At 54.2% G+C, this 14761-nt stretch carries 14 protein-coding genes; 3 read left to right on the forward strand and 11 right to left on the reverse strand.

What is annotated here, in order from left to right; all coding sequences use genetic code 11:
* Positions 1 to 17: 17 nt before the first annotated feature.
* The 7 genes from glnB to ABSH60_RS04575 form a co-directional block, all read right to left on the reverse strand.
* Complete coding sequence (gene glnB, locus ABSH60_RS04545; protein ID WP_013574351.1) at positions 18 to 356, reverse strand: nitrogen regulatory protein P-II; 339 nt, start codon at positions 354 to 356, stop codon at positions 18 to 20.
* Between the two features lie 154 nt (positions 357 to 510).
* On the reverse strand, positions 511 to 1848 hold the full coding sequence (gene glrR, locus ABSH60_RS04550; RefSeq protein WP_122097407.1) for a two-component system response regulator GlrR: 1338 nt from the start codon (positions 1846 to 1848) through the stop codon (positions 511 to 513).
* Positions 1845 to 2618, reverse strand: a complete 774-nt coding sequence (qseG, locus tag ABSH60_RS04555) for a two-component system QseEF-associated lipoprotein QseG (protein ID WP_136375086.1) — start codon at positions 2616 to 2618, stop codon at positions 1845 to 1847. The genes glrR and qseG overlap by 4 nt, the downstream gene beginning before the upstream one ends.
* A gap of 31 nt (positions 2619 to 2649) precedes the next feature.
* On the reverse strand, positions 2650 to 4086 hold the full coding sequence (locus ABSH60_RS04560) for a HAMP domain-containing sensor histidine kinase (RefSeq protein WP_056781659.1): 1437 nt from the start codon (positions 4084 to 4086) through the stop codon (positions 2650 to 2652).
* A 575-nt stretch (positions 4087 to 4661) separates the two neighbouring features.
* Positions 4662 to 5318, reverse strand: coding sequence for a diguanylate cyclase domain-containing protein (locus ABSH60_RS04565; RefSeq protein ID WP_390972895.1), 657 nt, complete (start codon positions 5316 to 5318; stop codon positions 4662 to 4664).
* A 7-nt stretch (positions 5319 to 5325) separates the two neighbouring features.
* Complete coding sequence (gene mrdA, locus ABSH60_RS04570) at positions 5326 to 7272, reverse strand: penicillin-binding protein 2 (RefSeq protein WP_390972897.1); 1947 nt, start codon at positions 7270 to 7272, stop codon at positions 5326 to 5328.
* A 225-nt stretch (positions 7273 to 7497) separates the two neighbouring features.
* Entirely contained in the window at positions 7498 to 7863 is a 366-nt protein-coding gene (locus tag ABSH60_RS04575; protein ID WP_056781661.1) for a hypothetical protein, read from the reverse strand.
* A gap of 225 nt (positions 7864 to 8088) precedes the next feature.
* Between ABSH60_RS04575 and ABSH60_RS04580 the strand changes: the two genes are divergently transcribed.
* A complete protein-coding gene (locus ABSH60_RS04580; protein WP_390972899.1) occupies positions 8089 to 8865 on the forward strand; it encodes an alpha/beta fold hydrolase in 777 nt (258 codons plus the stop codon).
* A gap of 1 nt (position 8866) precedes the next feature.
* Here the strand turns inward: ABSH60_RS04580 and ABSH60_RS04585 are convergent, their stop codons facing one another.
* Entirely contained in the window at positions 8867 to 9430 is a 564-nt protein-coding gene (locus tag ABSH60_RS04585; RefSeq protein WP_390972901.1) for a helix-turn-helix transcriptional regulator, read from the reverse strand.
* 49 nt (positions 9431 to 9479) lie between these two features.
* The gene (locus ABSH60_RS04590) at positions 9480 to 9710 is read right to left on the reverse strand and encodes a hypothetical protein (RefSeq protein WP_390972903.1); all 231 of its coding nucleotides are present in this window, start codon (positions 9708 to 9710) and stop codon (positions 9480 to 9482) included.
* A 474-nt stretch (positions 9711 to 10184) separates the two neighbouring features.
* Between ABSH60_RS04590 and ABSH60_RS04595 the strand changes: the two genes are divergently transcribed.
* Positions 10185 to 11435, forward strand: a complete 1251-nt coding sequence (locus tag ABSH60_RS04595) for an OFA family MFS transporter (protein ID WP_056781348.1) — start codon at positions 10185 to 10187, stop codon at positions 11433 to 11435.
* A 135-nt stretch (positions 11436 to 11570) separates the two neighbouring features.
* Positions 11571 to 11774: a hypothetical protein gene (locus ABSH60_RS04600; protein WP_390972905.1), complete on the forward strand. Its 204-nt coding sequence runs from the start codon at positions 11571 to 11573 to the stop codon at positions 11772 to 11774.
* Between the two features lie 10 nt (positions 11775 to 11784).
* Here the strand turns inward: ABSH60_RS04600 and ABSH60_RS04605 are convergent, their stop codons facing one another.
* Both ABSH60_RS04605 and ABSH60_RS04610 read right to left on the reverse strand, forming a co-directional pair.
* Entirely contained in the window at positions 11785 to 13131 is a 1347-nt protein-coding gene (locus ABSH60_RS04605) for an enolase C-terminal domain-like protein (protein WP_390972907.1), read from the reverse strand.
* The gene (locus ABSH60_RS04610) at positions 13124 to 14461 is read right to left on the reverse strand and encodes an MFS transporter (RefSeq protein WP_136375093.1); all 1338 of its coding nucleotides are present in this window, start codon (positions 14459 to 14461) and stop codon (positions 13124 to 13126) included. Before ABSH60_RS04610 ends, ABSH60_RS04605 begins: the two co-directional genes overlap by 8 nt.
* Between the last annotated feature and the right edge of the window lie 300 nt (positions 14462 to 14761).

Raw genomic sequence — 14761 nt, forward strand, 5'->3', positions numbered from 1 at the left:
TTCGCCGCAACCGGGAATTAAATGGCTTCTTCGTCCTGCTCGCCGGTACGGATACGCACGACGCGCGCCACGTCGAACACAAAGATTTTACCGTCGCCGATTTTACCGGTCTGCGCAGTGGTCATGATGGTTTCCACGCAGGTATCCACGATGTCATCCGCCACGACAATTTCTATTTTTACTTTTGGCAGGAAATCGACCATGTATTCCGCACCACGGTACAGCTCGGTGTGACCTTTCTGACGGCCAAACCCTTTCACTTCGGTCACGGTCATCCCGGTAATCCCGACTTCTGCCAGCGCTTCACGGACGTCGTCGAGTTTGAATGGCTTGATAATCGCATCAATCTTTTTCATGGCGGACCCTTATAATCATTCGTTTGCTCTCCGCCTTCCTGAGCGGCAGCATGGTTCACAGTCTGGCTTCGGGTGCGCGCGGCACGCGAAGGCGCTAAAGGTATCATAGTTCAGCGGCAGGAATGTACCTCAAGCCTCTGAAAGTAAATTCCCGTTACTCTTTAAAATCGGTGGCTTCCAGCTCGTGGCGGGACAGCAACTTATAAAACTCGGTGCGGTTACGTCCGGCAATGCGTGCCGCCTGAGTGACGTTGCCTTTCGTGATTTGCAAAAGCTTACGCAGATAATTCAGTTCGAACTGGTTACGCGCATCCGCAAAGGTGGGCAGCGCGGTGTTTTCACCTTCCAGCGCCTGCCGGACCAGCGCTTCGCTGATCACCGGCGCCGAGGTCAGCGCCACGCATTGTTCGATCACGTTGACCAGCTGACGCACATTGCCCGGCCAGCTGGCCGCCATCAGGCCTTTCAGCGCATCGGTGGAAAAACTGCGCACAAAAGGTTTGTGCCGCAGTGCAGAAATGCGCAGCAAATGGTTGGCGAGCAGCGGGATATCCTCCGCCCTTTCACTCAGCGTCGGTAATTTCAACCCCACGACGTTCAGCCGGTAGAACAAGTCTTCGCGAAACTCGCCCTTCTCCATCGCTTTCGGCAAATCCCGGTGCGTGGCGGAAATGATCCGCACATCCACGTCAATATCGTGATTGCTGCCCAGCGGGCGCACCTTGCGTTCCTGCAACACGCGCAGCAATTTCACCTGCAATGACAACGGCATGTCGCCGATTTCATCGAGAAATAATGTCCCGCCGGTGGCGGCCTGGAATAACCCTTCACGGCTGCTCACCGCGCCGGTAAAGGCCCCTTTGGCATGACCAAACAGTTCTGATTCCAGCAACTGCTCCGGCAGTGCGCCACAGTTTATGGCAATAAAGGCTTTCTTACCGCGCGGGCTGGCCCCGTGGATAGCCTGCGCCAGCACTTCTTTACCGGTGCCGCTCTGGCCGTTGATCAGCACACTGACGTCAGACTGCGCGACCATATTGGCCTGCTCGAGCAGACGCAGCATGATCGGGCTGCGTGTGACGATTGCCTCACGCCAGCTTTCGTCAACCGACGGGCTGGACTGCGCCAGTGCTTCATCAATGGCTTTATACAACGCATCGCGGTCAACCGGCTTGGTCAGGAATCCAAAGACGCCCTGCTGGGTGGCGGCGACCGCATCGGGGATCGAGCCGTGCGCGGTGAGAATGATCACCGGCATGCCAGGCTGAAATTTTTGGATCTCGGCGAACAGCGCCATGCCGTCCATTTCATCCATGCGTAAATCGCTCAGCACCAGGTCAATACGTTCGCGGTGCAGGACGCGCAGCGCCTCAGCTCCGCTTTCCGCGGTGGTGACACGAAAACCTTCGCTGGTCAGGCGCATCCCCAGCAGTTTTAACAGGCTGGGATCGTCATCAACCAGCAATAAACTGGCGGCTTTGCGTAGCGTCATTTTGCGTTCAGCCCTTTTGGCGGCGTGTAGGTTTCAGCCGGTTTGACAGAGGAGTCAGCGTTAGATTTTGCCGGTGTGGCCGGATCGTTATCCGGTAAATCACCCTGAATTTGTTTGCGCGAGGAGAGCTGACGTTCGATATCGGTCAGGTTCTCCAGTTTACGGCGCGTATCCGCCAGGCTGTCTTCCAGCACCTGTTGCTGAGCGGTCATCGCCTGAAGTTTTTCCTGGCCGACCGCCTGCTGGCGAAGGTTGCGGGCTTTTTCATCCCCCAGCGTCACCTGCAGATTCTGGCGCTCACGCCACAACTGCACCAGCGGACGGATCGAGCCGGGCATCTGCCCGCGATACTGGCTGACTTTATTTAATAACGCGCGGCGCTGGGTTTGATCCGGATCGGCACCGGATAACAGAATGCTTTGTTTGAAGACCTGATCCCAGCGGGTGGCGGGGATCTGCTGCGCCTGAAAACGCGCCTGCGCATCATTCATGCGATCGGCACAATCCATCGCACGCAGCCAGTAAAGGGAATTGGTCAGCGCATCGTCATCGTCCAGCGCCCACAGGGTTTCACAGGGCGCAATACGAAAATCGGTGACTTTACTCTCCGGAACGATCTGATCGGAGACTTGCTGATAATAGCGGTTATCGGCGGTGTGCGGCACACAGCCCATCAGCACCAGCGGCGCGCCGAGTAAAAATATCCGGCGGCTCAGCACGCTGCGCACGCGCGCAGCGGCACATTTCAACAGTGAGGTTAATGCGCTCATAGGGCGCACCAGCCAGCAAATATCATCATTATTAATTCTTCTCAGCCGTCAGGGGCAATTCGATACGGAAACAAACGTCCGCATCCTCAACGGCAACCAGTTGCAGCTCTCCATGCATGCGGCGAATACAGTCCTGAGCAATGCTTAATCCCAGACCGCTGCCTTTTACAGCCCCTTTTCTCTGCTGGCTACCCTGATAAAAAGGTTCAAAAATCATCGCACGTTCGGCATCGGGGATCGGCGCGCCGGAGTTCGCCACTTCGATAATCACCCGCCCTTCTCCCGGCCTGCTGCGGACCCAAATAGTACCGGATTCAGCCCCGTAGTGCACCGCATTGGAGTAGAGATTATCCAGCACGCGACGCAGCAACGTCGGCTCAGCCAGACACTGTGGCGCATCGATGTGGACTTCGCTGCGAATTTTCTTCGCACGCGCAGGAAGAGAGTTCGCCGCGACCACGTCGGCCACCAGCGCATTAAGATCAACCGCCACGCTGAGCGTCGGTGCATCGGCCAGTTTACGGTTGTAATCGAGCAGTTGTTCGATCAGCGTTTGCAAATGGCGGCTGCTGTTATTGAGGATCGCCACCACTTCTTTTTGATCCGGCGTTAAAGGCCCGGCGACTTCATCGGCCAGCAGTTCGGTGCCTTCGCGCATACTGGCGAGGGGCGTTTTCAGCTCATGAGAAATATGGCGGAGGAATTCATGACGCTGCGATTCCAGCCAGGCCAGACGCTCGCTCAGCCAGACGATGCGTTGTACCAGTGACCGGATTTCCCGCGGGCCTTTGAAGCGTGTGACATCCCCCAGATTTCGCCCCTCGCCCAGCCGGTTGATCATGCGCTCAACGCCCTTAACCGGACCGATGATCATGCGGGTAAACAGCAGCACCAGCGCACCACTAAGCAGGAAAAGAACCAGCGCCTGCCAGCCGAAAAACTGGCCACGTTCGGCGATAGCTCGCTGCAACTGCTGGCCGCGTGAAAAGACCACTTCACGGGTGGCCTGAACCATTTCGGCATTCGTGCGGGAGAAGTTTTCCAGGCGTGCAGAAGAGTCAGCATCCGGGGCGTTATTGTGGCAGGTCAGCGTAGTGAGCTGGGTCAGTAACGTGCGCAGCGTCTGGTAATAACGTAAATCCGGCAGCACCGAAGCATGGGCATCCAGCATCTGGGAATATTGTTTATGTTGATTCTGATAAAGGCGGGAAAGAGTGGGATCGTCGAGGACGCAATACTGACGGTAACTGCGCTCCATCTCCAGCGCGATGCTGGACATCGCTTCGCTGCGGCGGGCGTCGCTCAGCGTGGTGCGGTTAATGCGCGCTGCCTGACGGCTGAGCTGATCGAGGCTGTCATAGGCCTGATAGGCCAGCACCAGTAAAGGCAGCAGCACCAGCAGGAAAGCCATCAATACCAGCTGACGTAACGAGCCGGGGAATAAACGTCCTCTTTTCAACGCATTCATCTCATTTTCAACAGATGACGTCATGCTAGCTGACAACGGTTTGAACAGCCAGTGCGACAGCAAAGCAACAGGGGTTTAGCGCGAAAGGGGTGAAACAGGACGTTTTCAGAGGGAGGTATTGCTGAACGCCTTTTGCAGGCGTTCAGCAAACCGGAAGAGGTGGTGCCTCACTCAACGTGTCGTTCGATGCTTGATAACGTGCTTGCGCAACGATTATCGGTCTGGTGAACGATAGGCACCGTTTCTTTGGCGTCATTCGGGCATTATGAGCATATCAACGCTTTCGCGTGAGCCAATCATAATCAGGTGAATGAGCAACTGACAGGATACTAGCACAATGCATGCCAACATTAAAATAACATTTTTATAGCATTGAATAGGCTACGTTTTATTTTTTCAGCACGTGATTTACGCGGGGCAAAGCCCGAATAAGCCGTTGAAAAAACAGTCACAGTGTCGCCATTGCCCAACAAAAACCTGCCTGATAATTAAATCACTTTAAAAACAGCAGTATAAATGTCGTTAAATGACGACAGGCCTTTACCGGTTTGTCGTCATTTTATGACACAGACGCATTAATGATTGAAAGCAGCCCGCTTGTTCAGTTGTTTATGGCTGTACATCGCCTGATCGGAGTCCGCCAGCAGGCTGTGAACGGAGTCATGTTTATGCGGGTTATATTCGATCTGCCCGACGCTGAATTTAATGTTGTATCCGCGCTGTTCCTGAAGATTCCATCCGACCACGGCTTCGTGCAGGCGCTGCATGATTTCAGTGGCTTCGAGATGGCTGACGTTGGTGAGCAGCGCGACAAACTCATCCCCGCCGAGCCGCCCCACCACGTCCGTTTCGCGCAATAATCCGCTGAGAATGCCGGCGAAAACGGTCAGCGCGCGGTCACCTTCGGCGTGCCCGAATTTATCGTTAATCTCTTTAAAATCATTCAAATCGAAGAAGAGCATCGTGGCGGGTAATCCCAAACGCTGACAGGCATTCAGCGTTTGCTGCGCTTGCACTTCGAAACCACGACGATTAGCCACCAGCGTCAGTTCATCCATGGTCGCCATTTGCAACGCCCCGATTTCCTGCTCGGCCATTCTGGCTAAATCGCGCAGCAACTGACGCTCATCGGCGTCCATATCGCGCGGCTTGACGTCAATCAGGCACAAGGTGCCGAGTGAACTGCCGTTTGGTACTACCAGCGGGCAAATGGGGTAAGAAATAACACGCAATATCCAATTAATGCTCACTAAAACCGAGCGAATTTGGAACCGGCACCGGCTGTTCGCAGTCTATCGGATTATCGGCTTTCGCCGGATCGCACTGGGTGGCCTGCTGCGGGATAAAGATATGATCCAGAATCGCACGCGCCGTCGGCCCGGCAATCACGCCATCGCCGCCGCCGTTTTCAAGGATCAGCGCCATCACCACGGACGGATGTTTGTACGGAGCAAAAGCGGTGTAGAAGATATGATCACGCAACCGTACCGGCGTCATTTTGGCGTTATAAGTCTGGTTCTCACGCAGGCTGAACACCTGAGATGTCCCGGATTTCGCCGCTATCTGATAAGGCGCCGTATGGAAAAGTTTGTAGCCGGTGCCGTTTGGCAGATTCGCCATGCCGAACATACCGTTTTTGACGATCCCCCAGATCGGAGATTTCGGATCGGCAATTTGCTGCGTCGGCGGCATCTTATACGGCGTAATCACTTTGCCACTTTTTGACGAGTACAGCAGATGCGGCGTCTCCAGCTTGCCGTTATTCACCAGCGCACTCAATGCACGCACCATCTGAATAGGCGTCGCCACCCAGTAGCCCTGCCCGATGCCCACAGAAACCGTATCGCCCTGATACCAGCCCTTCTTGTGCACCTTCAACTTCCATTCACGGCTTGGCAACACGCCGTTGTACTGCTCATCCAGATCGATGCCGGTGGATTTACCGTAACCGAATTTACTCAGCCAGGTATGAATGCGGTCGATGCCCATTTCAAACGCCACCTGATAGAAGAAGGTATCCGCAGATTCCTCGATAGCTTTGGTGACGTTGAGCATCCCGTGGCCGGTTTTCAGCCAGTCACGGTAATGGCGCTGGGTGCCCGGCAGCGTCCAGGTCGGCGCACCGAAGAAGGTGGTCTGCGGGGTGATCACGCCTTCAAACAACGCCGACGTCGCCATGAAAGGTTTTACCGTCGAGGCCGGTGGATAAAGCCCCTGGGTCACGCGGTTAATCAGCGGCAGATCCGGGTTTTTCAGCAGCGCACTGTATTGCTTGCTGGAGATGCCGTTCACGAACGGATTCGGATCGTAACTCGGGCTGGATACCATCGCCTTGATCCCGCCGTCACGGGGATCCATTACCACCACCGCCGCCCGCTGGCCTTTGAGCACTTTCTCGATGTATTGCTGCAAGCCGAGATCTAAGGTCAGGTAGATATTTTGCCCGGCCTGTGGCGGCACTTCTTTCAGCAAACGCACCACATGCCCGTGGTTATCCACTTCCACTTCCTGATAACCGGTACGGCCATGCAAAATATTTTCGTAATACTTTTCAACGCCCTGCTTACCAATATCATGATCTGCGGCGTAGTTTTCTGACAAGCCTTCAGCGTCGAGACGTTTTTCATCTTTATCATTAATTTTCGACACATACCCGACCACGTGTGCCAGTTCGGCGCCATACGGATAGCGGCGCTGCTGATAGGTACTGATCGAGACGCCGGGAAATTTGAACTGGTTGACGGAGAAGCGGGCGACTTCGATATCGGTCAGCGCCAGTTTTAGCGGGATTTGTGCAAAGCGACGTCCGTGGATCATCGCATCATGAAAGCTGTCGAGATCGTCCTGCGTTAGATCGACAATCGGCTTAAGCGCGTTCAGCGTGGCCTGTAAATCCGGGACTTTTCCGGGGATCATCTGCAACTGATATAACGTGATATTTTGCGCCAGGATGACGCCATTGCGATCCATGATAAGCCCGCGGCTTGGGGCGATCGGCAACATTTTAATGTCATTCTGATTCGATCGGGTCTGGTAAAAATCGTGCATCTCCACCTGTAAATGATACAGATTCAGCACCAGAACGGCGGACAACAGAAACACGACCATAAAAGCAATCACGGCGCGGCGGACGAAAAGGACGGACTCGGCGGTGTGGTCGCGAATTTCGTCGTTAAGTAAGGCCATAAGCGGGCAAATACCTTTATTGTCTGCTTCTTAAAGCGGGCGAAATAAAAAAGAGTGGGGTCTGGAAAAGTGCGCAAGGATAGCCCGTAGAGAAACAGGCGACTATAAGAAGTGTGCTAATGAAGTAGCAGGAGTGTTTCTATTTATTAACGAAAAGGATATTGCGCGATGATGGCCTGACGACTTCGAGTTAACACAAGGCAAGGGCTCGAAACAGGCCATCCGTCAGCGGGCGGTGTTAAGCTTACAATCGCCGTAAACGTAACCCTCGGTTTGTGTCGCCACCACAAAGCTGTCTTTTGTGTGGATATACATCAGGTTATCCTGAGCGCCCGCTTTCATCGGCTGATTATCCTTACCGATAATATCGGTCAGTTCCGGGCTGGTGATAAGCTTGCTGCCGTCCGGCGAAAAACTGAACGTATTGCCCGCATCATAAACTGCTGCATTTTTATTGACGACTTCCGACACATCGCTGCCATCTTCTGCCTGGGTATGATGCGTTAAAACACATTGATACTGCGTAACAGCCGATGCAGAAAATGACGCCAGCGCCAACATCACCGCTACACAACCTCCTAACCTGACCATCAGAAAAATCCCTAAAATGAGTAAGAGCGCCATGCTATCACTTGCCCGCCCGGTGGGAAGGGCTTGCCAAAAATACTCACAAGTCGAATGTATTAAGCCAAATTACTTCTTAAAAATAATGTCTGGAATGACAGCCCGTCCGATCACTCGTTTTTTATACAGTCATTGAGAAAAATCCTGCTTATAATCCGCAGATTGCACTTATGCCGTTAAGAAAGGATTGAGATGAAATCTTTCAAAGTACCCGGTGCGGACTTTTATCTGCGTTTCCACGAATTGTCAGGGCTGGGCGTGCCGCTGGTGTTTTTACACGGCCTGGGGTGTGCGGCTTCCTGCGACTTTCCCCGCGTGGCGACCGATGCCTCACTGCGACCACGCCGCTCTCTCCTGCTTGATTTTGCCGGTTCAGGCTACAGCGATAAACCTGATGATTTCAGTTACAGCCTGCAATCCCACGCTGATTGCGTCATTGCCTGGCTGGAAAGCCTTGGCGTACCGCAGGTGAATTTGATCGGCCACAGCATGGGCGGCAGCATTGCGATTATGGTGGCGGTGCAGCGGCCAGATCTTATTCAGCGGCTGATCGTCGCCGAACCCAATCTGGATGCGGGAGGCGGCGTGTTTAGCCGTTCGGTCGCTGAATATACGGAAGAAGAGTATCTGCGCAGCGGGCACGCGCGTCTGATTGACGTCGCGGTTCGCGGCAATAATCACATCTGGGCGGGCTGTATGGGGATTGCCTCACCCAGAGCGATTCACCGTCAGGCCGTCGGGCTGGTGGAAGGCGAAGCAGTGTCGTGGCGCGAACAGCTTTACCAGCTAAGCATGCCGGCAACCGTACTGTTTGGTGAGTTTTCACTCCCGGAGCCGGATGTCGCCGTGCTGCCGCAGCACGGCATTCATACCGCGATCGTCCCGCAGGCCGGTCATTCCATGATGTGGGAAAACCCGACCGGCGTGGCGGCTGCAATCAATGCCGCACTGAATGCCGAAGTGTTGTAGGTCAAAAGGAAAACGTGGTGATGTCTTCCTGGTGCTTAAGAAGGTGCGCAAACTGACTGACCTGTTGGGGCTCAGGAACAGAGCGCAATTGCAGTGCCAGATTAATGTTTTCCAGTATTGCCGCGTTTTCAACCATCGCATCGTCCGTTGTCAGCCGCCCTTGCCTCACCATCCAGTCCGCCACATCCTTCCAGCGCCAGAGTGGGGAATTACCTTTGAGCCGCTGGACAGGATTCGGGAAATTACGCGGCCCTCTTGCGCCATCTTTCAATAACGCGACCGATTGCCGGGTCAGACCGGCCAGCCCGGCAATATCGCTGAGTCCGACTAATGCCGAATCGACCGACTCAACGCGGGCATTCAGACCCGCTGATTCAATGTCACGGATCGCGGTCATGATTGCGCTGGCGAAAGAAGCACTGTCCCGGTCAAATTCCAGATATACCGAGGTGCCATAAAAAGCGATCAGAGCATCGTCGCAACCGCTCGCAAAAAGCGCATCTTCGAGATTTTCCGTATCCGACGTCACCCCGGAAAGTGTCAGCGTGAAGTTATAAAGTGGCAAAGAACCTCCTTATTCAGGTATGACAAAAAGGCGGTTTCCCGCCCTGGTGTTATGTCTCATCAATCAAGCAATGATCTACTTTCCTGATAATTTGTGCAGCATGGTTTTCCGGATTACGGGGAGTGGACCAGATGCTCATCATATGTTCACGATGAGCAGAAATTCCGCACCGGATCCGACCAAAGCAGTGAGAACTGCCGCCGCCAGCGACAAAATGCCAGCCTTTAGATATCGCATATTCAATGGCCGCGTGAATATGTTTATTAGGGTGTGCCTTCATTGGCCTCCTGTTGCTGTAGTATATCAATCCGTTGACACACGTCAACGACCACGTGCATACGTCCTCATGCACGCCGGAAGTGTAACCTCGCAACAGGGACTAAAACCTTGAAAAAATGACATCGTCAAAAATAAATGCGGCCGCCCGTTTTGCGCAGAAAAGAACCTTCCGTAATCATGCTGATCGCTCCCACGTCACAAAAAAGCCTTCGGGACAAAATGTGGCATCGTTCATGAAAAAACTAATCGCCGGATTAGTGATCCAGATCAACTAAAACCCGCGCCCCGCAAGGGCTGCAGAGGCGTTTTAAGTCCAATTTTGAGGCGTTTTTGGCCCGAAAATGGCGACTCATACCGCCAGCAATGCATTTCATTCCGCAACTCATGCATCTCACGCCGCAAATGAACCGCATATATACGCGAGGATTATCATAGCCACAGTTAATTGAATCTACTTCGCTCGGGAGAACCCATTATGAGTGACAAATCTGGCATGCCGAACTACAACCGTACCCGCTGGCTGACTCTGGCCGGTACCATTCTGACTCAACTTGCGCTGGGTTCTGTGTATACCTGGAGCCTGTTCAACGGTCAGCTTTCTGAAAAACTGGGCGAACCGGTCAGCCGCATCGCGCTGACCTTCGGGATCCTCAGCCTGTGTCTGGCGCTCTCCTCTTCCGTGGCCGGCAAACTTCAGGAGCGTTTCGGTGTGCGTAACGTCACCATCGCCGCAGGCGTGCTGATGGCAGCCGGGTTCTTCCTGACTGCTCATTCCGATAACGTGATCATGTTGTACATCAGCGCCGGTGTGCTGGTCGGTCTGGCGGATGGTGCGGGTTATTTGCTGACGCTGTCTAACTGCGTGAAATGGTTCCCTGAGCGTAAGGGGATGATTTCCGCCTGCGCTATCGGCGCCTACGGTCTGGGCAGCCTGCTGTTCAAATTTGTCTGCGGCCACCTGCTGGCGACGGAAGGTCTGCAAAACACCTTTATGATCTGGGGTGGCGTTGCGATGGTGATGGTGATTTCCGGTGCGCTGATGATGAAAGATGCGCCGAAACAAGAAACAGCCGACGTGACCCGCGAAGAAAACTCGCTTAACGATAACAGCAAGGACAGCCGTGAATTTACGCTGGCAGAAGCCGTTCGCGCACCGCAATACTGGATGCTGGCGCTGATGTTCCTGACGGCCTGCATGAGTGGTTTGTATGTGATTGGCGTAGCGAAAGATATCGGGCAGAGCCTGGTAAAACTGGATGCGCTGACTGCCGCGAATGCCGTCACCGTGATTGCGATTGCCAACCTGAGTGGCCGTCTGGTGCTGGGTGTGCTGTCTGACAAAATGCAGCGTATCCGCGTTATCTCCATCGCACAGGTCGTATCTCTGGCCGGTATGAGCATGATGCTGTTCACCCACATGAACGAAACCATGTTCTTTATCTCTGTGGCCTGCGTGGCCTTCAGCTTCGGCGGTACCATCACCGTGTATCCGTCACTGGTCAGCGACTTCTTCGGGCTGAACAACATGACCAAAAATTACGGTCTGCTTTATCTGGGCTTTGGTATCGGCAGCATCTTCGCTTCGCTGGTGGCTTCCCTGTTCGGCGGCTTCGCGGTGACCTTCAGCATCATCACCGCATTATTGATCGTATCATTGGTTCTTTCTGCCACGATTCGCTTACCGAATAAATCAGAAGCAGGTCATAATACGCTCCAGCACGTGTAAGGCAGCACTTGAGCGCAGAATAAATGATGAACGGGAGCGTAATTCGCTCCCGTTTCTTATGAGTAAAGCATATCCGTTCAGTGACTGACTCACACAAATCTTATGACCAAATGTGAATACACCGGACACCCGTAAATGAAACGCACTACCCTCGCTCTTTTCAGCCTGATGCTCAGCCTCACCGCATTTAATAGCTTTGCCGTCGCTTACCCTTCCAGCGCGCAGGAAGTTGCCGCCGAACTGAGCCGCAAAGCCAGCGAAAGCAGCACCCAGCCCGCAACATCTCTTGATGCCAGCGCCCACAGCAAACTGACCTCCGCAGGCGACTACCTGAATTAAGGCAGAAAAATCAGCGCACCAGCGTGGCGCGCTTGCCGTCGAACTTCCATCCCTGTATCAGATATTGCATGGCGATCGCATCATCGCGGTCTTTTTGCGTCAGGTTATTGTAGCGCTGATGGGCAATGCCGACGGCATCCATATCCAGCTCCACACCCAGCCCCGGCAGATCGTTCAGCGCCAGTTTTCCGTCTTTGATTTGCAGCGGATTTTTAGTCAGATGCTGTCCTTCCTGCCAGATCCAGTGCGTATCAAACGGCGTAATCTCCCCCGGCGCTGCCGCACCGAGATGCGCCAGCATCGCCAGCGATACGTCGAAATGATTATTCGAGTGACAACCGAGCGTCAGTCCCCACGCATTGCATAACGTCCCGATGGTATTTGCCCCGCGCATCGACCAGTAATGGGGATCGGCCAGCGGGATATCTATCGCGTTCAGTTGCAGCGCATGGCTCATCTGCCGCCAGTCATTGGCAATCATATTGGTGGCGACCGGCAAACCGGTAGCGCGCCTGAATTCCGCCAGCGTTTCCCGCCCGGAAAAACCCTGCTCCGCGCCGCACGGATCTTCAACGTAAGACAAAATTCCGTGCATGCCTTTGCACAGCGAAATCGCCTGATCCAGCGACCACGAGGCGTTCGGGTCAACGGTTATCCGCGCCTGCGGGAAGCGCTGTTTCAGCGCCCTGACCGTGTCGATTTCGATTTCTCCCGCCTGAACGCCGCCTTTGAGTTTGAAATCCCTGAAACCGTATTTGTCCTGCGCGGCCTCAGCCAGTTGCACAACTTTCTCGTGCGTCATGGCTTCCTGATGCCGCAGGTGATACCACGGGTGTTGCCCCGCCTGCGCTTTCCCTTCCAGATAGGCTAAATCTGTTTTCTGCCGATCGGCGATATAAAACAGATACCCCAGCACCGGCACTTCATCACGCTGTTTGCCGGGGCCGAGCAGCTGGGCCACGGGTTGGCCGAGATGTTGCCCCATCAGATCCAGCAGCGCCGTTTCCAGCACCGCCACGGCATTGTGATGCCGCTCGAGATCCCATGGCCGGAAGCCCGGCAGAACCGGGGCAGGCCGGGTGTGCTCGTCAAGATCGCGTTTGTGCAAATCACTGACCAGCTGATTCATTTTGCCAATTTCCTGGCCGACGATATGCGGGATCGCGTCGTTAAGGATTTTCAGCACCACTCCCGTCGCGGGCGATTCCCCCACACCGGTATGCCCGACGCTGTCTTTGAGCACCAGAAGAATACGGGTGAAATAGCAATGGTGGGCACCGGCGATGTTCAGCAGCATGCTGTCGTGACCGGCAACCGGGATGACCTGCATTTCGACAATTGTTGGCGTATCAGACATGGCGTTTTTGCTCCAGTCCCTGCGGGGCGTGATAGTCAGGTTGAGTTGGCGTGCGGTGAGTTTTGGTGAAGAACAGCGTGATAGCGGCAAACACGGAAATGCCGCTGAGGATATACAACCCCGACGTCGTGCTGCCGGTAGTTTGTTGCAGATAACCAAAGACCGCCGGTGCGAAGAATCCGCCCAGATTACCCAGCGAATTGATCAACGCTATGCCCGGCGCAACGATGGAAGACGGCAACTGACTTTGCGGGATAGGCCAGAACAATACCGCACTGGATTTGGTGCCGACACACACCACGCACAGCGCAAACAGACCAAACCACGGGCCACCGAGGGTACACAAACAGGTGCCGATGGCGGCAACAATCAGCGCCAGCGCCAGAATGGTTTCACGATTGCCGCGGAAACGGTCACTGACACGCCCGAGAATATTGATAGCGATAATGGCGCAAATCCACGGCACGGAGTTGAGCAAACCGATCTGTAACGGCGACAGGCCCGGGATCCGGCCAATAATTTCCGGCTGCCAGAACACCAGCGTGTAACCGGTCATGCACATCACGAAAAACAGAAAACAGAGGTAGGCCATTTTACCGTCAGTGATCAACTTCCAGCGTGACTGGCCCTGAGTGTTCACATCACGCGAACTGGCCTCTTCGGTCAGCGCGGTGCTCAGCGCCTCTTTCTCCGCGGCGGTCAGCCATTTGGCTTCTTCCGGTTTGGAAACCAGGAAGAATGCCGCCACGATCCCGACCAGCACCGACAGCGCACCTTCAATAAACAGCACCCACTGCCAGCCCGGCAATCCCATGAAATCATGCAGTTCCAGCAATCCGCCGGTCACAGGGCCGGATAACAAGTACGCCGCCGCCGATCCGGTCAGGATCAGCGCCGTGGCGCGTCCGCGGTACACGTTCGGTACCCATTTACGAAAATAGAACAGGATCCCAGGGAAGAAACCGGCTTCAGCCACGCCCAGTAAAAAGCGCAGCACGTAAAACTGCATCGGCGTCGTCACAAAGCCCATGGCAAAAACCACGGCGCCCCAGGTGATCATAATGCGGGTCAGCCAGACGCGTGCGCCGTACTTGTCCATCAGCATATTGCTGGGGATTTCGAACAGCGCGTAACCGACAAAGAACAAACCCGCGCCAAAACCGAAGGCGGCGGTGCTGATGCCGACGTCCGTTTCCAGACTGTGTTTGATGAATCCGACATTGGTGCGATCAATCTGGTTAATGATCAGCATCAGGATGAGCATCGGAATGGTGCGGACAAAGAATTTGCGGTTTGCACTTCTTACCGCTTTATTTTCATGACCGTTCATGAGGTTCCCTTAGCGTTGAAATAATGAGCAACTGCAACACTCATTAAAAAGCGAACGGGATGAATTGCCATTGTGCACTCGCCCAATGTTTGATCGTCAGCAAAGACAGCCGCGGTGGATTAATTCATATTATCAATGAATTGAGTGATGTGCATAAGCACAGTCAATTTTAAAAGAGGGAATGACCTTTTGGGAGGATTAGCGAGGAGCTTCACAATTTCCGGTTAAATTTCTTCCGATCAACGGCTTAAAATCAAAGTATGTCATTATTCCTATGATTTACAGGTTTGTTATAATCAG

It is taken from the genome of Rahnella sp. R3(2024) (assembly GCF_042920125.1).
GTDB lineage: Bacteria > Pseudomonadota > Gammaproteobacteria > Enterobacterales > Enterobacteriaceae > Rahnella > Rahnella rivi.